18 protein-coding genes are annotated in these 20,812 nt (G+C 34.6%); 8 read left to right on the top strand and 10 right to left on the bottom strand.

Annotation, left to right across the window (positions count from 1 at the left end):
* Positions 1-39 precede the first annotated feature (39 nt).
* The 4 genes from R2Q59_RS12345 to R2Q59_RS12330 all read right to left on the bottom strand — a co-directional run bounded on the left by R2Q59_RS12345 (position 40) and on the right by R2Q59_RS12330 (position 4,545).
* Complete coding sequence (locus R2Q59_RS12345; protein ID WP_316785712.1) at positions 40-1,104, bottom strand: branched-chain amino acid aminotransferase; 1,065 nt, start codon at positions 1,102-1,104, stop codon at positions 40-42.
* Positions 1,105-1,164: 60 nt separating this feature from the next.
* Positions 1,165-2,124 (bottom strand): tryptophan 2,3-dioxygenase family protein, encoded by a 960-nt coding sequence (locus R2Q59_RS12340; protein ID WP_316785711.1) that lies wholly within the window; start codon positions 2,122-2,124, stop codon positions 1,165-1,167.
* Between the two features lie 154 nt (positions 2,125-2,278).
* On the bottom strand, positions 2,279-3,577 hold the full coding sequence (locus tag R2Q59_RS12335) for an HAD-IB family phosphatase (protein ID WP_316785710.1): 1,299 nt from the start codon (positions 3,575-3,577) through the stop codon (positions 2,279-2,281).
* A 5-nt stretch (positions 3,578-3,582) separates the two neighbouring features.
* Positions 3,583-4,545 (bottom strand): NAD-dependent epimerase/dehydratase family protein, encoded by a 963-nt coding sequence (locus tag R2Q59_RS12330; RefSeq protein ID WP_316785709.1) that lies wholly within the window; start codon positions 4,543-4,545, stop codon positions 3,583-3,585.
* A 76-nt stretch (positions 4,546-4,621) separates the two neighbouring features.
* Here R2Q59_RS12330 and R2Q59_RS12325 point away from each other — a divergent pair, with 76 nt between their 5' ends.
* The 3 genes from R2Q59_RS12325 (at position 4,622) to R2Q59_RS12315 (ending at position 8,383) form a co-directional block, all read left to right on the top strand.
* On the top strand, positions 4,622-5,803 hold the full coding sequence (locus tag R2Q59_RS12325) for a formimidoylglutamase (protein WP_316787299.1): 1,182 nt from the start codon (positions 4,622-4,624) through the stop codon (positions 5,801-5,803).
* Positions 5,804-5,942: 139 nt separating this feature from the next.
* On the top strand, positions 5,943-7,103 hold the full coding sequence (locus tag R2Q59_RS12320; RefSeq protein WP_316785708.1) for an ATP-binding protein: 1,161 nt from the start codon (positions 5,943-5,945) through the stop codon (positions 7,101-7,103).
* A gap of 125 nt (positions 7,104-7,228) precedes the next feature.
* Positions 7,229-8,383: a TlpA disulfide reductase family protein gene (locus R2Q59_RS12315; protein ID WP_316769347.1), complete on the top strand. Its 1,155-nt coding sequence runs from the start codon at positions 7,229-7,231 to the stop codon at positions 8,381-8,383.
* 138 nt (positions 8,384-8,521) lie between these two features.
* Here the strand turns inward: R2Q59_RS12315 and purD are convergent, their stop codons facing one another.
* From purD to R2Q59_RS12285, 6 genes are all read right to left on the bottom strand, one after another.
* Entirely contained in the window at positions 8,522-9,793 is a 1,272-nt protein-coding gene (gene purD / locus R2Q59_RS12310; RefSeq protein WP_316785707.1) for a phosphoribosylamine--glycine ligase, read from the bottom strand.
* A 154-nt stretch (positions 9,794-9,947) separates the two neighbouring features.
* On the bottom strand, positions 9,948-10,634 hold the full coding sequence (locus tag R2Q59_RS12305) for a hypothetical protein (protein WP_316769343.1): 687 nt from the start codon (positions 10,632-10,634) through the stop codon (positions 9,948-9,950).
* Complete coding sequence (locus R2Q59_RS12300; protein ID WP_316769341.1) at positions 10,631-11,125, bottom strand: hypothetical protein; 495 nt, start codon at positions 11,123-11,125, stop codon at positions 10,631-10,633. The genes R2Q59_RS12305 and R2Q59_RS12300 overlap by 4 nt, the downstream gene beginning before the upstream one ends.
* Positions 11,126-11,193: 68 nt before the next feature.
* Positions 11,194-11,916, bottom strand: a complete 723-nt coding sequence (locus R2Q59_RS12295) for an intradiol ring-cleavage dioxygenase (protein ID WP_316785706.1) — start codon at positions 11,914-11,916, stop codon at positions 11,194-11,196.
* A 138-nt stretch (positions 11,917-12,054) separates the two neighbouring features.
* Positions 12,055-12,759 carry a LytTR family DNA-binding domain-containing protein gene (locus tag R2Q59_RS12290; RefSeq protein WP_316785705.1) on the bottom strand — a complete coding sequence of 235 codons (705 nt, stop codon included), beginning with the start codon at positions 12,757-12,759 and terminating at the stop codon, positions 12,055-12,057.
* Positions 12,759-13,598, bottom strand: coding sequence for a sensor histidine kinase (locus R2Q59_RS12285; protein ID WP_316785704.1), 840 nt, complete (start codon positions 13,596-13,598; stop codon positions 12,759-12,761). Before R2Q59_RS12285 ends, R2Q59_RS12290 begins: the two co-directional genes overlap by 1 nt.
* 643 nt (positions 13,599-14,241) lie before the next feature.
* Between R2Q59_RS12285 and R2Q59_RS12280 the strand changes: the two genes are divergently transcribed.
* From R2Q59_RS12280 to R2Q59_RS12260, 5 genes are all read left to right on the top strand, one after another.
* Entirely contained in the window at positions 14,242-14,544 is a 303-nt protein-coding gene (locus R2Q59_RS12280; protein WP_316769336.1) for a hypothetical protein, read from the top strand.
* Between the two features lie 149 nt (positions 14,545-14,693).
* The gene (gene secA / locus R2Q59_RS12275; protein WP_316785703.1) at positions 14,694-18,002 is read left to right on the top strand and encodes a preprotein translocase subunit SecA; all 3,309 of its coding nucleotides are present in this window, start codon (positions 14,694-14,696) and stop codon (positions 18,000-18,002) included.
* Between the two features lie 106 nt (positions 18,003-18,108).
* Positions 18,109-18,549 (top strand): SPOR domain-containing protein, encoded by a 441-nt coding sequence (locus tag R2Q59_RS12270; RefSeq protein ID WP_316785702.1) that lies wholly within the window; start codon positions 18,109-18,111, stop codon positions 18,547-18,549.
* Positions 18,550-18,607: 58 nt separating this feature from the next.
* Entirely contained in the window at positions 18,608-19,789 is a 1,182-nt protein-coding gene (locus R2Q59_RS12265; RefSeq protein WP_316785701.1) for a M20 family metallopeptidase, read from the top strand.
* A 50-nt stretch (positions 19,790-19,839) separates the two neighbouring features.
* Positions 19,840-20,784 carry a hypothetical protein gene (locus R2Q59_RS12260; protein ID WP_316785700.1) on the top strand — a complete coding sequence of 315 codons (945 nt, stop codon included), beginning with the start codon at positions 19,840-19,842 and terminating at the stop codon, positions 20,782-20,784.
* Positions 20,785-20,812: the final 28 nt, after the last annotated feature.

The following is a 20,812-nucleotide window of genomic DNA, read 5'->3' as shown; positions in this document are numbered from 1 at the left end:
TATTTGTTGAGCTAACTGCTAGCTGTTAATTGAAAACTGTTAAACAATCCAGTTCCAACCAAATCTATCTTCAGTTAATCCGTTTCTGATATCGTTTAATTCTTTTGCAAGGCTAGTAGAAATGGTACGAGTACTTGCGTCACTTAATTTATAAAGTTCGCCTTGATAACCAATCTCACCAATTTGAGTAACAGTAGCTGCGGTACCAACTGCAAAAGCTTCGGTTAATTTTCCATTTTTAGCGCCTTCAACAATTTCTGCGATGGTTACTTTTCTTTCCTCAACAGTAATTCCTCTGTCTTTTGCTAAAGCAATAATGGTATCACGAGTTACGCCATTTAAAATAGTTTCGCTTACTGCAGCAGTAATTAATTTGCCATCTAAAACAAACATTACGTTAGCTGCACCAGATTCTTCAATTAAAGTATGGGTTGCAGAATCTGTCCAAAGTAATTGGTCGAAACCTTCTTTTTGCGCTTCTGCAAAAGGATATAAAGAGCGAGCATAATTACCAGCAGTTTTAGCATAACCAACACCACCTTCATTTGCACGGGTATATTTAGTTTCTATTTTAACTTTTAAAGCATTCGTATAATATGGTCCGGTTGGTGTAGCCAACAAAACAAATTTATAAGTATCACTTGCTTTTACGCCAAGAGCTGAGTCTGTTGCAAACATTACGGGTCTTAAGTACAACGAGTAATTTTCTTGCGTAGGTACCCAACCTTTATCGATATTAATTAAGGTAGAAATAGCTTGCATAAAAATCTCTTCCGGAATAGTTGGCATTGCAATTCTATCAGCAGAAATATTAAAACGTTCAAAGTTTTTATCAGCTCTAAAAACACTTACTTCGCCATTTGGCAAACGATAAGCTTTCATTCCTTCAAAAATTGCCTGACCATAATGTAAAGCAGAAATTGCAGGGCTCATTGGAATTGGTCCGTAAGGTAAAATCTGCAAATTCTTCCATTCTCCATCTTCAAAATCGGCCATAAACATATGGTCTGTAAAAATTTTTCCGAATGGGATATCTTTAAATTCTGTTTCAGCTAATCTCGGATTGCTGCTTTCTGTAATCTTAATTTGTAAAGTATCTATCACTGCCTTAAGTATTAATATGATGCAAAAGTATGAAAAAATGGCTTTAAACCCAATTTAATTTCATTTTCGAAGTGTTTGTAATACACTAAGCACCCATCCTTTACCCCATTCTTCCATTTGTTCTTCGGTCCATAAAAAGGGATAAAAAATTCGCTTTTGAAAACGCGGAGGCAAATATTTCTGCCAATTCGTTCCGCCGGTGGCAGCAATATCTACAGGGTCTTTTTCTAAATAACGCACAGCTGATTTATAATGAGATAAAGGCCACTCTACGTTTACATAAAGGTCTAGTTTTCGTAATTCTTCAGCCAATTGGCTTACATCTTCCCCTTTTTCTTTTAGCTGATGATATAAAGCAGAAAAGTTGGTGTGTTCTCGTTCTTTGGCTAAAGCTAGAAATTGTGCTGCGTATTTTTTAATGAACTGTTTTAAGGTTAAGGTTTGCTTGCCACTCGATAATTCTGTAGCACCAAACTTCCAATAAATGTGTTCAAATTTCTCTTCGATGGTATTGTTTCTTAGCGCTTCTCGCTGACTTTTATCAACCAATTGGGTAAAGTCTGTGGCACTAATTTCTATCATTCGGTATTGGCCAGATTGAAAACCGCTTGCAGGCAATAAAGACATTCTGAACTTTAAAAATTGCTCTTTCTCCATTCCATTAACCATTACTTCAAAAGAAGTGGTTAAGGCATTAAAATAAGCATTAATCCGTTTTACACGTTCTGTGAAAAATTGAGCAGTTAATTCAGAGTGTTCTGCAATTTGCCTGCATTCGTGTAAAGAAAGTTTAAAATACAATTCCGTAATCTGATGATACATGATAAAAATCTCTTCATCAGGGAAAGGAGTTTTGGGGCTTTGTAAACTCAGTAAAGTATCTAAATGGATATAATCCCAATAGGTTAAAAAATCTGCATATAACAAACCGTCTAGGTAAGATGCCATATCCTGACCCATCGCTTCGTACTTTTCTTGAAGCTTGTCTAGTTTGTCTTTTATTTGTGGTGTAAAATCCATGGTTTAATTAAAATTAGTAATAATGAAAATAATGGTCGCAAATAAATGCAACAATAAACTATTTACTAATCAATTAACTTGGTCTGGCTATAATCACACTAATGAATGAAGCCCATTTCCAAGTTTTAAAATCCATGTTAAATTTCATAGCTAGTTAATACAACACCCTAAACTTAATGGTGTTCTCAATCTTCTTTAACGATTTAAACAATTGTTTATCATATTCGGCATTAATATCTGTTATGGCGTAACCTAAAGTTGGATTTGTCATTAGAAATTGTCCAACAATGTTGATGTTGTGTTTGGCAAATATCGTATTGATTTGCGCCATAATTCCAGGAACGTTTTTGTGGATGTGAATTAAACGGTGCGATTTATCAATAGCTGGTAATTGTAAATTAGGGAAGTTGCTGCTCATATAAGTGGTACCCTTATTCATAAAATCAATTACACGTTTCGGAATAAAAGAGGCACTTCTTGGATTGCTTTTTGGGTCGTCGAAAACCACAATTCCCATATCAGTACAAGTTTGAAAAGAAAGCTTGTTTTTAGCGCTTCCCAAATAACCGATGGTTTTTAGCTTAACAGCACGTTCTAATTTTTCTTGTTCAATTTTTTCGCCATCGGCTAATAAAATCATACCTACATCGGCAACATATTTTTCCTCGAAAGAGGTTTTATGTCTAATTGAAAATCCATCTTTTTTCAGAAGGTCGATACTTTCTTTTGGAATATCTCCAACAACCAAGCAAAGAATTCTGTTCTTAGGATATGATATCGCCCTTGGCAAATTATTTACATACAAAAACTCATCAAAACTTGGTGTAACATGGTCGGCTTTTGAAACGATGCTTTCCCTTGCAATGTTTTCTGTAAAAGCATAGAATTTTTTTATCAACCCACTTTCACGAAGTTGATAATCTGAATACCCATCTCCAATACCATACAATTCGCCCTGTAAACCCATCTGGCCAATTAGTTTTACTTTTCCGCCTTCTTCACTTAAAGGATTTGAGTGGTCGTAATCTATAATTTTTCCATCACCTGTGGTTACGAAAGTGTTGGCATAAATGTTCTCTTTTTTAATGTGATACTGACTTACAACTGGCGTGATGAATTCTTTAAATCCGCCAGAAACTATTAAAACTTCATCAGCGTGTTTTTTAAAGAATGCCGCATTACGAGAAAAGGAAGCCGAAACTTTCTTCTTTAAACGGGTAATCAGTTGCTTTAAATGGTCTTCATTTGCCTCTAATAATTGTACGCGTTTTGCCAAGCTTTCAGAAAATGAAAGTTTTCCTTCCATTGCTAAATTGGTATAATCTTCAATTTTTTTAAAGATTGCTTCCTTGTCAGGATGTTTATTTAAGGAGATACGGGCCAGTTCATCTAAAGCTTCTACTTGTGTAAAGGTGCTGTCAAAATCAATGATGTAGTAGTTTTGTTGTTTCATGTAATTTATTTCAAAGCTTTGCAAACTTCAGCTATGCTTTGTTTAAGAGGTTTAAATTCAATTCCGATGGCAGTTCTAATTTTTTCATTGCTGTAATAGCTCAAATTAAAACTGCTTCGAGCGGCATCTCTGGTTAGGGCTGGGGCTTTTCTGGTAAAAATAGAAGCTATTTTTGCAGCTCTCCAAGCAATGCCCAGCATCCAAGGTTTAGCTTCTGTACTTGGTTTTTTAATTCCAAAACCATCGGCAATTTCGGCAAAAAAATCTTTATAATTCAGGTTATCAGCAGATAAAGTATATCGCTCTGCGGTAATTTCGCTGTTCATTAAGGCAATCATGCTTTTGGCAACATCTGCTACATCAACAATTCCTGTTGCGCCATCGGTATAAAATTTCAAGCCATCTTTTACCAATTTAAAAATTGCACCACTTCCTTCGAAACCTGCATTTTTACCAATAATTACTGCCGGATTTACAATAACAGCGTCTAATCCTTCGGCAATGCCACGCCAAACTTCCATTTCACCTTCATATTTCGAAATGGCATAAGCGTGAACTTTCGAATCGTATTCCCAAAAATCTTTCTCGGTAATTTGTGCTCCTTTTTTGGCGTTTCCTAATGCGGCAATGGAGCTTACGTGAACTAATCGAACATTAAAATCGGCGCAAAGATTTACAATATTTGAAGTTCCTTCGATGTTTACTTTTAACAATTTTGCTTTGTCTTTTGGGTCGAAGGAAATAAAAGCTGCACAGTGGTAAACCTGATTTACATTTTCAAAAGCGTCAGATAAGGTTTCGGGTTCATTTATATCAGCAACAAACCATTCAATAAGCGAGTTATCTTTTAATAAATCTGGAATTTTAGAAGTCTCTCTTTTTAACGCTCTTACCTTTAAATTTTGAGCAGTTAATTGATGAATTAATTCTGCACCTAAAAATCCTGTAGCGCCGGTTACCAGTATCATTGTATTTTTTTTAGATAGCTCATTAATATATGCGCCCAAAAATAGATATTTGATGCCAAACATTTATACCGCTTTTATGTCTTTATCAGATTTTTTTTCGCCAATTAACCCAGAAAAGTTTAGTCCCAAGCAGGGATTTTTAACTAGCCAACTAGGGTTAAAGGCAAATTTTTATACCGAACGTTTCCCAGAATTGGAAGATAAAGCGTTTGATATTGCCATTTTTGGTGTAAATGATGATAGGGGTGCGGTAAATAATAACGGTTGTGCGTTAGGTGCCGACCATTTTAGAGAGCAATTTTACGCCTTAAACGAAGGTACTTTTAACAGTAAAATAATCGATTTAGGAAATATCATTGCTGGCAAAGAAGTTTCAGATACTTATTTCGCTGTTAAAACAGTTGTAGCAGAGCTGATAAAATTGAATATTCTGCCTGTAATTATTGGCGGCGGTCAAGATTTAACCTATGCGCAATACATGGCGTATGAAAGTTTGGAGCAAAAAGTTGATTTAGTAGTTGTAGATTCTAGATTTGACTTAGATGAAGATAAAGATGAAGGAGTTGCAACAACTTCAAATTCGTACTTAAGCAAGATTTTCCTTCATCAACCTAACTATTTGTTTAACTATAGTAATATTGGTTATCAAACTTATTTTGTAAATCAAGATAGTTTGAGAGTAATGGATAAGCTTTATTTTGATGTTCATCGTTTAGGAGAGTTTTTGCCAGACATTACCTTAACTGAGCCAATTCTTCGCAATGCGAATATGATTAGCTTCGATTTAGGCGCTATTCGTTCTGGCGATGCTGGTGCTAATATTAATTCTGGTCCGAATGGATTTTATGGTGAGGATGCTTGCAGAATTACCCGTTATGCAGGAATGAATGATAAATTAACATCTATCGGTTTTTATGAATTTAATCCGGCATACGATAGAAACGGACAGACAGCTATGTTATTAGCGCAAATGGTTTGGTATTTTATTGATGGATTTTATAACCGTAAACAAGATTTTCCACTGACCCCTAAATCTCAATATATCATTTACAGGGCAAGCTTAAAGGATGGTTCTGGCGAAATGAATTTTGTGAAAAGTAAACGTTCAGACCGTTGGTGGATGCAAGTTCCATATCCGACAGGTATTTCAAAAAATGAAAGATATCACCTTGTGCCATGCAGATATGATGATTATAACACCGCTGTTAATGGAGAAATGCCCGATTTATGGTGGCGAACCTACCAAAAGTTATCTTAATCTTTTGTGTAATTTCAAAGTTAATGTTGTGTAATTTCAAAGTTAATGTTGTGTAATTTCAAAATTTATCTTGTGTAATTTAAAAATTGGCGTTGTGAATATTCAAAATTGTATTAACTTTGTAAGAGGTTAAATTGCTATGCAAGAAACAATTAAAAGAAATATCACTAAGCATATAACAATTCAAAAGAACAAGTTTCCTATTGTGGCGGTAACGGGGCCAAGGCAATCAGGAAAGACCACCTTGCTTAAAGGTATATTTGATGATTATCGTTATATTTCACTGGAAAACCCAGATTTAAGAGCTTTTGCTTTAGAAGACCCTAATGCTTTTTTAAAAGAATATGATGATAAAGTAATTTTTGATGAAGTACAACGTGCACCTCAGCTTTTTTCTTATTTGCAAGGCATTGTTGATGAATCGAAAAAAATGGGACAATTTATTTTGTCTGGCTCGCAAAATTTTCACTTAATGCAAGGTATAACTCAGAGTTTAGCTGGAAGGGTTGCTTTGTTTAAGTTACTTCCATTTGATTTTGATGAACTCACAGCCAACGGCTTATTGGAAGAAAAATATGAGGATGCTTGTGTAAAGGGCTTTTATCCAGCTATATATGATAGAGGCATAAAGCCGAATGTATATTTTGCTAATTATATTCAAACTTACATAGAGAAAGATGTAACCGAACTTTTGAGCATTCGTGATATGCGAGCTTTTAGAACCTTTATTGCTTTATGTGCAAATCAAGCGGGACAACTGCTTAACTTAAGTGCATTGGCAAATGCATGTAATATATCTCAGCCTACCGCTAAAAACTGGCTATCAGTTTTAGAGAGTAGTTACATTATTTTCCTTTTACAACCTTATTATGAAAACTTTAATAAGCGACAGGTAAAAACTCCCAAATTGTATTTCTATGATACAGGCTTACTTTGTCACCTTTTGAAAATTAAAAGTGGTGATGGCTTGACTTTAAACAGATTAAAAGGGAGCATTTTTGAAAATATGATTGTGACCGAATTCATGAAGAAAAGCAATCATAATTATTTAAACGATGAATATTATTTTTGGCAAGATAGCCATGCCAATGAAGTTGATTTGCTTGAGCCTACAGCAGATGGCTTTTCTGTGTTTGAAATTAAGGCAACACAAACTATAAATGCCGATTTGTTTAAAAATCTAGATAAATTTGAGATAAATGCTAGCCCAAAACCCGTGGAAAAAACATTGATTTATGGAGGTTCTGAAAATCAGAAAAGAAGTAAGCATAAGGTTTTAAGTTGGAAAAGCATAGGTTGATTTGTTTGTAGCGAAGCAAAGCCTACCAAAAGCTATCATAATTTTACATTTAAAGCATCTTTTTAAAGTGCAGATTTTTTATATTTGCTTATAATCTAAGCCCCTAAACCCTAATTAAATACATAATGAAAAAATTAATTTTATCTGCTTTTTGCCTTTTACCACTAGGCTTAATGGCACAGCAAGCTTTTACCATTCAAGGTAAAGTTGGCTCTTTAAATGAACCTGCAAAAGCATTTTTAGTTTATAAAGTAGGCACAAATAGCATTACAGATTCTGCAACATTAAAAAATGGTGCATTTGAATTCAAAGGTTCTGTTGATGGTGTAACTTCTGCATCCATTAGAGTTAAACATGACGCAACACCCGTTGACCCCAAAAAACGTGTCCCATCAGATTTAATTACTGTATTTCTTGAAAAAGCAACTATAAAAGTTGAAGCAGCTGATTCTATCAAATATGCAAAAATTACTGGCTCTAAGGTGAATGACGATAATGCAAAATATATCGCATTGTTTAAACCAATGAATGATAATGTAAATGCATTAATGAAAGAATATAATACATATACACCAGAACAGAAAAAAGATACAACTTTTATGAAACCTTTTATGGCTAAGTACACTGCTGCCAATAAGGATAGAGAACCTTTAACTAAGAAATTTGCTGAAGAAAACTTGAACTCTTATATGGGCTTAGTTGCTTTCAGAGCTATAATGGGATATGATATTGATCCAAAAATTGTAGAGCCTCAGTTTTTAAAATATGCTGCTGAATATAGAGCATCTGCTTTAGGAAAGAATATTGCGAACACAATTGAAGGTGCTAAAAAAACCGCAATTGGCGTAATAGCGCCAGATTTTGCGCAACATGATCCTGAAGGTAAAGTAGTGAAGCTGTCAGATTTTAAAGGGAAATATGTGTTGGTTGATTTTTGGGCAGCTTGGTGTGGCCCTTGTAGAGCTGAAAATCCAAATGTAGTTGCTGCTTTTAATAAATTCAAAGATAAAAACTTTACCGTTTTCGGTGTATCTTTTGATGGAGGTTCTACAGGAACCACCAAAGAACAGTGGTTAGAAGCAGTTGAAAAGGACAAATTAACTTGGACGCATGTTTCTGAATTAAAAGGATGGGAGAATGACGCTAGATACCAATATGGTATTCAAGGTATCCCTGCAAACTTCTTAATTGACCCTACTGGCAAAATTGTAGGAAAGAGTTTAAGAGGTGAAGCTTTACACAAAAAATTAGAGGAACTTTTAGCTGTTAAATCAAAATAGGTACTTCTTAAAATAAACAGAAAGGCTTCGAGATTCTCGAAGCCTTTGTTGTTATATAAAGCCGTAATTTCGGCCTTTGGGCGGAATCTAGAAAATAAAACATATAGATATCTCCTATCGTCGATATGACGATTCCGTTTACATCAAGTCAAAACCGATATCTTCTCTGAAATATTTGCCATCAAAATAAATACGGCCAGCATCTCCTGTTGCACATTGCAATGCTGTAAATTGGTCGTCTTGTAAACTTGTAATTGCAATTACCCTACCGCCGTTAGTTTTAACTATTCCGCCTTCTAAAGCTGTGCCTGCGTGAAAAGCTAATGAATTGCGTAAATTCTCAATTCCAGAAATTGATTTTCCTTTTTCGTAATCTCCAGGATAACCGCCAGCAACAATCATTACAGTAGCGGCGTTTTTAGGACTAATCGATAATTGATAGCTGTCTAACTTTTTATCTGCACAAGCAACGAATAACTCTACTAAATCACTTTCTATTCTAGGGATTACACTTTCCGTTTCTGGGTCGCCCATACGGCAATTGTATTCAATTACGTAAGGTTTATCTCCAACTTTAATTAAGCCAAAGAAAATAAAACCAGTATAATCAATGTTGTCTTTTAATAAACCATCAATAGTTGGCTGAATGATGTCTCTTTTTACTTCTGCCATGAAAGTGTCGTTAGCAAAAGGAACTGGAGAAACTGAACCCATTCCACCAGTATTCAAACCAGTATCGCCTTGCCCAATTCTTTTGTAATCCTTCGCTTCTGGTAAAATCACATAATTTTTACCATCGCTCAAAACGAATACTGAAAGTTCAATTCCAGTTAAAAATTCTTCAATAACAACTGTGCTTCCGGCATTGCCGAACTTACCACCTAACATTAGTTTTAATTCTTCTTGCGCTTCTGCAACGTTATCTAAAATTAAAACACCTTTACCAGCAGCTAAGCCATCAGCTTTTAATACGATTGGTGTAGCGTGATTTTGTAAATAAGCTAAGCCTTCCGCTAAGTTTTCGTTTGTAAAAGATTTTGATGCTGCGGTAGGAATGCCATGACGTTCCATGAATTGTTTAGAGAAATCTTTACTTCCTTCTAAAATTGCACCTTCTTTTTTAGGCCCAATAACTGGAATGTTTGCTAATGCATCATCATTTGCAAAAAAATCATGAATTCCATTTACTAAAGGCTCTTCTGGACCAACCACTAAAAGTTCAATACCTTCTTTTAAGGCAAATGCTTTTACGGCTTCAAAATCATTCGGATTGATGTTTACATTTTTGCCATAAGCACCTGTGCCTGCATTACCAGGAGCGATAAATAATTTTGAGCATTGAGCAGATTGGCTCATTTTCCAAGCAAAAGCACACTCTCTTCCGCCAGAACCTAACAATAGAATATTCATGAAGGCAAAGATAATAATATGCTCATACCGTTTAGGATGATTTTCAGATTAATATCAGTTTTTGAATTTTGATATAGAATTGTTTAGCCGCAGATTCGCAGATTTTTTATTCGGAGTTGAGTGAAATCTTTATACTCGATGCTTAAACTTTATACTAATTAAGCTCTATCACCAAAATAACAGCATTGTTGCTCAGTGCTTCCATTTCAACTTCTTCGGTAGCCCAAAGTGCTAAACCATCTTTCTCATGCAATAATCTTCCATCAATTTCAAAAGCACCAGCTATAACAAAAGCATATAGTTTAGCAGATTTATTTAGGCTGTATCTAGCTTCTTTTCGACCATCAAATCTTCCAATATTTAGTGCAAATGGAACTTCGCTAGCCTTAATTTTAATGAGCTGATTTTGAATAGATAAATCAAAATTACAGAACTGTGGATTGTTCTCCATTGGTTCATCAGCTTTTATACCGATGCATAAATAATTTACGATATCACTTTCAAAAGGATTACTCAAAGTGATGTTTGCACCTTGCTCTACGTAAACGATAACAGCTTCTTCAACATCAACATCAGTTTCATTTTCGCTGTCGTCTAAATAATTAACTGCTCCGGTAATTGGTAAAATGATGATATAACTATCCCTATCTACTTCAAAACAAGTTTTTTGATAGCCAGTCAACATCTCATCATTTAACATATAAAGTTCATCAACTGATGTTTTATCTGGATTTTTAAAGCCTTCAAAATTGAAAGTGCTAAACCTTCTCACTTTATTAGTTTCTTTTAAGCCTCTTTGTTCTGCAAGAAATATCTTGCCTTGAGATACAGATTTTATCATTTTATGGAATGTATGGTTAAAAAGGGCTGAATTGCGAACATATCGGTCAATACATCGCCCTCTGTTGCAATAATTGGAGAAGTTAATAAGTAAGCTGCAATTGTATCATGCCAAATTAATGGCTCTGAATAAAAATTGATAGCAATAATATGTTTATCTATATTTCTTAAATCAGAATTGATAATTTCAAACTTGAAATGCTTAAAAGTTAAAAATGGCTTGCCTAGGTTATTTGCAATATCTGGAATAATATCATTTAGCTTTCTTAGATAATCTATAATTGCACCACTTACCAAAAAATGCAATTTTTCTGAGCCCTTCACATTGTGGATAAGCTCCGAAAAAGTGTTATATTTTTTATCTTGATTATAAAATTGAGCTTGTAATTTGAACTCCTTGTACGAATCTTCAAACATTAACTTATCCCAAGCTTTTGGGCTATTTATATCAATTATTTTTCTGTAACACAGTGTGATGATACGTTTTTCCATATCGTAATTAATTGAAAAAGATGCTGGAATGAGAACCAACACCTTTAACTAACCAAACAAATATATTTTTAAGCAGGAACGCTAATTTGCATATTCAATACAAATCCTGCAGTAGTAGAGCCTGTAACTGTTGCAATTTCAATTCCCGAACTATCATCACTAAAAACGTTATCAGATTTGTTGTAAGTATAACCACTCATTCCTTTTGAGTATCCATTTACAGCTGCAACTGCAGAACTTGTACCTTCTGGAAATGCAATTTGAGTAACTTTTAAAGAAGTGCCTGCAGCATTATAAACGTGAACGTGAATATGTGTTGCCCTACCTGTATACCAACCTGGGAAAATAGAAGTAAAAGTTACTAATCCATTTGCATCTGTAGTTTGTCTTCCCCTTAAAAAATGTACAGATTGATAATTGGTAGCTTGCATTCCACTACCGCCATATTCAGAGTAATTTCCATCAGCATCACAATGCCAAATATCTACAATCGCATTAGCTAAGGGATTGCAGTTGCTGTTACTATTGCCAATAACGATTTTTGCCGTTAATTTATATCCACTTTTACCATCTGTTATATCGCCACGGACATAAGAAGTAGGTGTATGTGTTGGAAATGGACCTTCAGTTTCTGTTGGCGCTACAACACATGAACCTGTGGATGAACCTCCAGTTGGAGTTGTTGTTGTACCAATTTCACTCGATGAACTTGATTTTTTACAAGCTTCTAAGATTGCAGGAGCGGAAACTGCACCAATTACCAAGCTCCTTAAAAAGTTTTTTCTTTCCATTTTTACAGATTTAAAATTTGATTCACTCAAAGATGAATCCTTTATTAAACTGTATCAAAAATGTCTCGATAAGCGCCCTGTTTGTATCGGTAAATAATTGAGTTGTTAATTTTTGTTAAAATGTTTTAAATGAGTTTATTACTGATTCTTCCATTCATTAATAAAATCTACATAGGTATCACTTATCGGAAGTTCTTGACCTGTACTAAGTTTAGCTTTCCTATTTAATACCGATTTTACATTAGCTACTGATACCACAAAACTTCTATGAATGCGCTTAAATTTATCATGTGGTAATTTCTCTATCATTTTTTTTAAAGGCATTAAGGTTAAAATCAATGTGCCATCCACCATGTGTATTTTAACATAATCTTCTAAGCTTTCTAGGTACAATATGTTCTTCAAGTTTATCTTAACCAATTTATACTCTGAATGCACAAAAATACTTTCGTCAGCATCTACTTCTATTTTGTTTTGATGTTGATAATATTCAAAAGCTTTATTTACAGCTTTCTTAAAACGGATGTAATCAATCGGTTTTAGCAGATAATCTATTGCATTTAATTCAAAACCATCATAAGCGTAATTTTTATAGGCAGTAGTAAATATCACCATTGGTTTATCTGTTAAAGACCGATATAAATCTATTCCAGAAATATCTGGCATATTGATATCTAGAAAGAGTAAATCAACTTTGTGTAGGTTTAAATATTCTGCTGCGGCAATGGCATCTTCAAAATCATTTAGATAAGTTAATTGGGGAGAAACCTCGATATAACTTTTAATTAATGCTATGGCTAATGGCTCATCGTCTACCACAACGCAACGTAATGTTTTGTTCATTATAAATGGATGGTTAGTTTAACGGTAAACAATTTATTGTCATCCTTAATTTCTAGAATATGTTTGTTGGGATAAATGTAATCCAATCGTTTTTTGGTGTTTGTTAAACCTATACCACTTCTTTCAGTGTTTTTCTTATCAGGATAAATTGAATTTTCACAAAATAAACTTAAAATATTGTCCTCAATGGCTAATTTGATAATTAACTTATTGCTGCTATGGTTACTAACGCCATATTTAAAAACATTTTCTACAAAGGCCATTAATATTAAGGGCGCTATTTTTCTCTCAACCTCAAAAGAACCTTTTAATTCATAATTAAGTGTTGTTTTTTTTCCCAATCTTAATTCATGAAGGGCGATGAAATCTTCAATGCAATCAATTTCATTTCTAAGGCATACAAGCTCATTACCCGCTTCATCTGTAATATAACGCATAATGTTCGACAGCTTCATGATAGATGGAGCCGTATTCTCATCTTTAATAATGGCAAGTGTGTAAATGTTATTTAGCGTATTAAACAAGAAATGTGGATTAACCTGTGCTTTTAAAAAAGAAAGTTCAGCTTCTGTTTTTTGTGCTTCGGCACTTAATGCTCTTTGTGTGGTTAAACTTAATTGCTTGTTTGTTTCTATAATTACCTCAATAGTAATGATGATTAAAAAAAGGAATACGCTTAAAACATCAACTTTTGGCCCACTTCTTCTATCATTTCCCATCGGTGGTCTATTTTCAGTTGAGTTTGGTAGTTCTCTTCTTGGTGCATCTATTTGGTTAGGTTTTGGCCTTAATTCAAACATTAATCGGTCAAATGGTCTTGTAAAAATTAATGCAGCCAAAATTAATAATAGACTAGTAAAGTATAAGATTGTCTTTCGCCTTGCATAAAGCTTTGGGAATATTAAATAACGATGTAGAAAATGAATAGATAAAAAAATAAAGCAGAAAACGGAATATTTAATTACAGCATTAGTACTGATAATGCTAGCTAAACCTTCTTCGCTAATTAACAGGGGCAATATTAAAAGCGATGCAACGATTAATAATTGTAAGGATTGAAAAAATCGCTGGGTTTTAAACATCATACAATTTAGGGATAAATTTTAAATGCCCAAATTCTCCTAAAATAGTGTCCAATTCAAAAAAGTGTCGGTTAATAATGTGAATGTGTCGATAGGTTTGTTTAAATATTTCATCGTTTTGCCTTAGCTTGTTGCAAAACACCTTAGCTAGGAGCACAAGCCGCTGTATTTTAAACCTGCCTGTCCGGCAGGCAGGCGGGATTTAGTGGAAATCCTTTTTGCATAGCCTGCAAGGCGCAAAAAGATTGAAACGAGAGCCCGACTGCCTTTAATAGTAGAATTGCAATTGCTTTTCAAAAAACTAATTATCCATAAAAATTGGATAGATTTTTGATATTACCATTATTAAATCACATCATATTTCTGTTTGTAAAAGATTAAAATTAGATTTGCCGCAAGAATGAAGCACGTTGTAGCCATATCGCTAGTATTTTTTAGCCTTACCCATCTCGCAAAAGCGGAAGATGTTGGTAGGTTAAAACTATTAACAGAGCGTTATTGCAATAAAACAGAAATCGATTCACATGTTGTAAGCGTTGATGCTAATCAGCATAACGACCAAAGAAATCCATTCTTCTTATCATACAGTGAATTGACTTTAATCGGCATCATGCCAGAAATTAAAGTTTCAAAACACATCGCATATAACCACATCGTTGCAGATTTAACGATAAGGAAAAAGCCAAAAAACAATAGTCCGTAGTAGTTCCTCATTCATCATATAAATCCCCATCAATCTGATGAGGGAAAGGAATTTTTATTCCTTAACTGCCAAGTTGACTTAGTATTAAGCAATGGCTTGGTTGTTGCAAATTGTACATTTTTAAATAATATAAACACAAGCATAAAAACATGTTAGGATTTTTAGCCAAGATATTTGGAAGCAAATCAGAAAGAGATATTAAAGCACTACAGCCTTTAGTACAACAAATAAATGAAGAGTACGCAAAACTTTCATCGTTAAGTAATGATGAATTACGTGCAAAAACAACTGAATTTAAAGCAACAATTACTGATGCATTAGCAGAAATTGATACTAAAATAGCGGATATTAAAACTGCCGCAGAAAACCAAGAATTATCATTGCAAGAAAAAACAGCAATGTATGATGAGGTTGACGCTTTAGGTAAACAACGTGATGTGGAGTTAGAAAAAGTGTTGTTGCAGATTATGCCATCAGCCTTTGCTACCATTAAAGAAACTTCTCGCCGTTTAAGCGAAAATGAGCAATTAGAAGTTACCGCAACACAATTTGATAGAGATTATGCAGCTCGCAAAAGCAATGTGAAAATTGTTGGCGATAAAGCACTTTGGGCTAACAAATGGGATGCATCTGGAACAGAAGTTCTTTGGAACATGGTGCATTACGATGTACAGTTAATTGGTGGTATGGTTTTAAATAGCGGTAAAATCGCCGAGATGGCAACTGGTGAGGGTAAAACTTTAGTAAGTACATTGCCTGCTTATTTAAATGCTTTAGCTGGTCAAGGTGTTCACATTGTAACCGTGAATGATTACCTAGCTCGTCGTGATAGTGAGTGGAATGGTCCTTTATTTGAGTTCCATGGTTTAAAGGTAGATTGTATCGATAAACACGAACCTAACTCACAACAACGTAGAGATGCTTATTTAGCAGATATTACTTACGGAACAAATAACGAATTTGGTTTCGATTATTTACGTGATAACATGTCTCAAACGCCAGACCAATTGGTGCAACGTAAATTGCACTTTGCAATGGTAGATGAGGTCGATTCGGTATTAATTGATGATGCTCGTACACCATTGATTATTTCTGGTCCAGTTCCTTTTGGAGACCAACACGAGTTTCACGAATTAAAACCTCGTATCGAGCGTTTGGTTAATGCACAAAAAACTTATGTTTCATCAGCATTAAATGAAGCGAAAAAATTAATTAACGATGGTAAAACTGGAACCGAAGAAGGTGAAGGTGGTTTAGCATTATTACGTGCTCATCGTGGTTTACCAAAGAGCAAAGCCTTAATTAAGTTTTTAAGTGAAGGAAGTGTTAGACAGACTTTATTGAAAACAGAAAATCATTACATGGCAGACCAATCTAAGAATATGCCTAAGGTAGATTCGGAGTTGTTCTTCTATATCGATGAAAAAAATAACCAAGTTGAGTTAACAGAAAAAGGTATTGAGTTAATTACCCAACAGGGTGAAGATGCGAATTTCTTTATTTTGCCAGATGTAGGTACAGCGATCGCAGAAATTGAAAAATCTGATTTAAGCAGCGAAGAGAAAATTGCTCAAAAAGATGCTTTAATGCGTGATTATTCTGTAAAGGCAGAACGTATTCACTCGGTAAATCAATTGTTAAAAGCTTACACTTTATTCGAAATCGATGTAGAATATATCATCGACGAAGGTAAAATTAAAATTGTAGATGAGCAGACTGGCCGTATCATGGATGGTCGTCGTTACTCAGATGGTTTGCACCAAGCAATTGAGGCTAAAGAGAATGTAAAGGTAGAAGACGCATCACAAACTTACGCGACGGTTACTTTGCAAAACTTCTTCCGTATGTACCACAAACTTTGCGGTATGACGGGTACAGCAACTACGGAAGCTGGTGAGTTTTGGTCTATTTACAAGTTAGACGTGGTAGAAATTCCTACTAATCGTGTAATGGCTCGTAAAGATGAGCAAGATTATGTTTATCGTACCATTCGCGAAAAATACAATGCAGTTGCAGAAGAAATCGTAAAACTAACAGAAGCTGGTCGCCCAGTTTTGGTAGGTACAACATCTGTTGAGATTTCTGAATTGTTAAGCCGTATGCTTAAACTTCGTGGTATTAAACACAATGTGTTAAACGCGAAAATGCACCAGAAAGAGGCAGACATTGTTGCAGAAGCTGGTCAGGCAGGAACAGTGACCATTGCAACCAACATGGCTGGTCGTGGTACGGATATTAAGTTAGGCCCAGGTGTTAAAGAAGCTGGAGGTTTAGCAATTGTAGGTACCGAACGTCATGAATCTCGTCGTGTTGATAGACAGTTACGTGGTCGTGCGGGTCGTCAAGGTGACCCAGGAACTTCGCAGTTCTTTGTTTCATTAGAAGATAACTTGATGCGTTTATTTGGTTCAGAGCGTATTTCTAATATCATGGTTAAAATGGGTATCGAAGATGGAGAAGTAATTCAACATTCTATGATTACCAATTCTATCGAGCGTGCTCAGAAAAAAGTAGAAGAAAACAACTTTGGTGTTCGTAAACGTTTGTTAGAGTATGATGATGTAATGAACTCGCAACGTACGGTTATTTATGCAAAACGTAGAAATGCATTGTTCGGCGACCGTTTAGATGTTGACATGAACAACATGGTGTTTGATGTTGCTGAAGATATCGTAACTGAATATAAAGAGCAAAGCAACTATGAAGGTTTCAAATTAGAAGTAATTAAAAACTTCTCTTCAGATACTTCAATTACAGAAAACGATTTTAACGGTAAAAACATCCATACCTTGACTGATATTTTATTCGAGGAAGTTACAGCATTCTACGCTCGTAAATCTGAAGGTATCATTAATCAGTCTATGCAAGTTTTAAAGCAAGTTTACGCAGAGCGAGGACAACAAATTGAACAAGTTGTTGTTCCATTTAGCGATGGAATTAGACACATTCAAGTTCCTGTTAACTTACAAAAAGCAATTGATAACAATGGTCGTGAGGTAACCAAAGCTTTCGAAAAAACCATCATCTTAGCTTTAATAGATGACAGCTGGAAAGAGCATTTACGCGAAATGGACGAGTTAAAACAGTCTGTACAAAACGCTGTTTATGAGCAGAAAGACCCATTAATTATTTATAAAATGGAAGCTTTCAACTTATTTAAAAGCATGTTAAATGTGGTGAATAAGGAAGTGGTGAGTTTCTTATATAAAGGAGGGATTCCTGTTCAGCAAGATGCTGAAGATGTAAGAGAAGTGCAAGCACCAAAGCGTACACAAAGCAAGTTGCAAATGTCTAAACCAGAGTTTGCACAATCTAGCAGTAGTGCAATGCCGATGGAAGATACGAGAGAAGCAGTTCCTCAACAACCTATCCGTAAGGAAGTAACCATTGGTCGTAACGAACCTTGCCCATGTGGAAGCGGTAAGAAATTTAAAAATTGTCACGGTGCAAACGCATAATTTGTAATACAAGATAAGAATGCCGAATTTTGCAAAAAGTTCGGCATTCTTTTTATACTATTATCCTGTCATGAAGAGAGAACGATTGACAATCTAGCGAGTGATTATGATGAGAATTTTTCTATCTATACTTTTTCTAATATGCTTTCAGCAATCCTTTGCTCAAACAAAAGGAGAGGTTACAGTTATTAAAGATCCGTTAATTGATAGTTTAATCGCAAAGCGGATTGAATTAAACATCAAAAGACCAACCGCTACAAATCCTACTGGCCCTGTAATATTTAATGGAATGGGATATCGAGTTCAAGTATTTTATGGATCAGATAGAAAGGAAGCTTTTAATGAGCAGTCAAGATTTAGAGCCCTCTACCCTAAAATAATGACCTACATTAGCTACAAAGAGCCTAATTATTATTTAAGAGTAGGAGATTTTAGAACAAGAATGGAAGCTCAAAAATTATTAACGGAGTTAAGAGCAAATTTTCCAACATTGTTCATCTTTAGAGAAAAAATTAATGCTCCAGATTTAGAAGAGCCCAATAAATAGTTTAACTGTTTAAATCGGTTAATCTAATTATCAAATGAACCGCTTAACCAAAAGCACAATGAAACAAAAAATACAAGAATTAGCTGCTAAAATATATAATGATGTTGTTGCTTATCGTCAACATCTTCACGCTAATCCAGAACTTTCTTTTAAAGAATTTCAAACTTCACTGTTTGTTAAAGAACATCTAACCAAATGGGGAATTGAATATTCGGATATGGCAAATACAGGTGTTGTTGGGCTAATTAAGGGCAACATTCCATCAGATAATGTCATCGCTTTGCGTGCTGATATGGATGCATTGCCAATTCATGAAGCAAATGACAAACCATATCGCTCAAAAAATCAAGGTGTTATGCATGCCTGTGGCCATGATGCGCACACTTCATCACTTTTAGGAACGGCTTATATTTTAAACCAATTAAAAGATGAATTTGCAGGTACAATAAAATTGATTTTTCAACCTGCTGAAGAGTTATTGCCAGGTGGTGCAAGTATCATGATTAAAGAAGGCGTTTTAGAAAACCCTAAACCTCAATCTATCGTTGGTCAACATGTAATGCCTTTAATTGATGCTGGTAAGGTGGGTTTCCGTTCTGGTATTTATATGGCATCAACCGATGAATTATATGTAACTGTTCACGGTAAAGGTGGTCATGGCGCACAGCCTCATCAAAATATCGACCCTGTTTTAATTACAGCACATATTATTGTGGCTTTACAACAAATTGTTAGTCGTAATGCCGACCCACGTTTACCATCTGTACTTTCGTTTGGAAAGGTAAATGCAAATGGTGCAACTAATATCATTCCAAATGAAGTGAAATTAGAAGGAACTTTTAGAACTCTAAATGAAGAGTGGAGAAATGAAGCACATAAGCTGATGAAAAAAATGGCTGAAGGCATTGCTGAAAGTATGGGCGGCAGTTGCACTTTTGATATTCATAGAGGTTATCCATTTTTAATTAACGAGGAAAAAGTAACTGCAAATGCTCGTGCTTGCGCAGAGGAATATTTAGGTGCAGAAAACGTTATAGACTTGGATATTTGGATGGCAGCTGAGGATTTTGCTTATTATTCTCAAGTAACTGATGCTTGTTTTTATCGCTTAGGAACTGGAAACGTAGAGAAAGGAACTACTTATTCTGTTCATACACCAAACTTTGATATTGATGAGGATGCACTTAAAACCTCTACTGGTTTAATGGCATATATTGCTTTAAAACAACTTGGGAACTAGATATACTCAACAATAAAGCAATTTAACAATACAACAATTTTTTCCATACAATGAAAAAACTAATTCTACTTATAGCTTTAACGTCTCTCCTGCTAAATGCTAAAAGTCAGCAAATAGATAGATTTAACCCCGATACCATTAAAACTATTCAATTAGATTCTGTAGTTGTAATTAAAGGTCAACGGTTAAATATCGAAACTTTTATTAACGCGGTGATTAACGATACCAGTTTTTATGCCGCATTTCGCAACATGAAAAAGTATACATTCATCGCAGAAAATCGCATCTTTTCTTATGATAAAAAGAACAAAGTTGATGGAAAAGTTTATCGCAAAATAAAACACAATAACGATGGTCCTTATAAAATGGAATATTTGGTAAAGGAAAGTAGTGGCAATGTTTTTAAAAAGAATGGCAAATATCAGTTGTATACTATAGAGATGTTCGATTACATTTTTATGAATGCCTACAATACAGATTTTGTTCCAAATGCGCCGTCGGCTGATGGAAAAGGAGGGACAAATGAAAGCTATAAAAACAAGCTTAAAACTTTAATCTTTAATCCTGGTAGGCCCATTAAAAATCTACCTTTTATTGGAAGTAAAACGGAAATATTCACAGCAAATATGCGCCAATATTACGATTATACTTTTTACAGCGGAACCTATTTAGATTCTATTCCTGTATATCGTTTTAAAGTTTCTGTAAAACCAGATATCAGCAGTTGGACAAAAGATGGCTTGATGATTAAAGAATTGGTAACCATTTTTGATAAGCGGAATTTCCAGATTTTGGGTCGTTACGTGGACATGAAATACAGTAACATGCTTTTTGATTTTGATGTGCAAATGAACATTGAAATGAGTTATTTCGATGAAGTTAAATTGCCAACAAAAATCACTTATCAAGGTAATTGGGATTATCCATTTAAAAAAGAAGAACGGGCTAGCTTTTTAATCGTTCACAAAGATTATAAGTTAGGTAAAGGTAAGTAATAGCCTTGTTTCATAACTACCAAAAACC

Source organism: Pedobacter frigiditerrae (genome assembly GCF_032678705.1).
In the GTDB taxonomy this organism is placed as follows: Bacteria; Bacteroidota; Bacteroidia; order Sphingobacteriales; family Sphingobacteriaceae; genus Pedobacter; species Pedobacter frigiditerrae_A.
Note: the sequence above shows the minus strand (reverse complement) of the source record. Positions and strands in the feature narration are given on the sequence as shown.

Bases quoted from the DNA above. Each gene is read 5' to 3' on its own strand.
- R2Q59_RS12325 (WP_316787299.1), top strand. From the start codon at position 4,622: ATGTCTTTATCAGATTTTTTTTCGCCAATTAACCCAGAAAAGTTTAGT.
- R2Q59_RS12320 (WP_316785708.1), top strand. From the start codon at position 5,943: ATGCAAGAAACAATTAAAAGAAATATCACTAAGCATATAACAATTCAA.
- R2Q59_RS12265 (WP_316785701.1), top strand. From the start codon at position 18,608: ATGAAACAAAAAATACAAGAATTAGCTGCTAAAATATATAATGATGTT.
- R2Q59_RS12315 (WP_316769347.1), top strand. From the start codon at position 7,229: ATGAAAAAATTAATTTTATCTGCTTTTTGCCTTTTACCACTAGGCTTA.
- R2Q59_RS12290 (WP_316785705.1), bottom strand. From the start codon at position 12,759: ATGAACAAAACATTACGTTGCGTTGTGGTAGACGATGAGCCATTAGCC.
- R2Q59_RS12295 (WP_316785706.1), bottom strand. From the start codon at position 11,916: ATGGAAAGAAAAAACTTTTTAAGGAGCTTGGTAATTGGTGCAGTTTCC.
- R2Q59_RS12260 (WP_316785700.1), top strand. From the start codon at position 19,840: ATGAAAAAACTAATTCTACTTATAGCTTTAACGTCTCTCCTGCTAAAT.
- R2Q59_RS12340 (WP_316785711.1), bottom strand. From the start codon at position 2,124: ATGGATTTTACACCACAAATAAAAGACAAACTAGACAAGCTTCAAGAA.
- R2Q59_RS12335 (WP_316785710.1), bottom strand. From the start codon at position 3,577: ATGAAACAACAAAACTACTACATCATTGATTTTGACAGCACCTTTACA.
- R2Q59_RS12270 (WP_316785702.1), top strand. From the start codon at position 18,109: ATGATGAGAATTTTTCTATCTATACTTTTTCTAATATGCTTTCAGCAA.
- secA (WP_316785703.1), top strand. From the start codon at position 14,694: ATGTTAGGATTTTTAGCCAAGATATTTGGAAGCAAATCAGAAAGAGAT.
- R2Q59_RS12280 (WP_316769336.1), top strand. From the start codon at position 14,242: ATGAAGCACGTTGTAGCCATATCGCTAGTATTTTTTAGCCTTACCCAT.
- R2Q59_RS12330 (WP_316785709.1), bottom strand. From the start codon at position 4,545: ATGATACTGGTAACCGGCGCTACAGGATTTTTAGGTGCAGAATTAATT.
- R2Q59_RS12305 (WP_316769343.1), bottom strand. From the start codon at position 10,634: ATGATAAAATCTGTATCTCAAGGCAAGATATTTCTTGCAGAACAAAGA.
- R2Q59_RS12300 (WP_316769341.1), bottom strand. From the start codon at position 11,125: ATGGAAAAACGTATCATCACACTGTGTTACAGAAAAATAATTGATATA.
- purD (WP_316785707.1), bottom strand. From the start codon at position 9,793: ATGAATATTCTATTGTTAGGTTCTGGCGGAAGAGAGTGTGCTTTTGCT.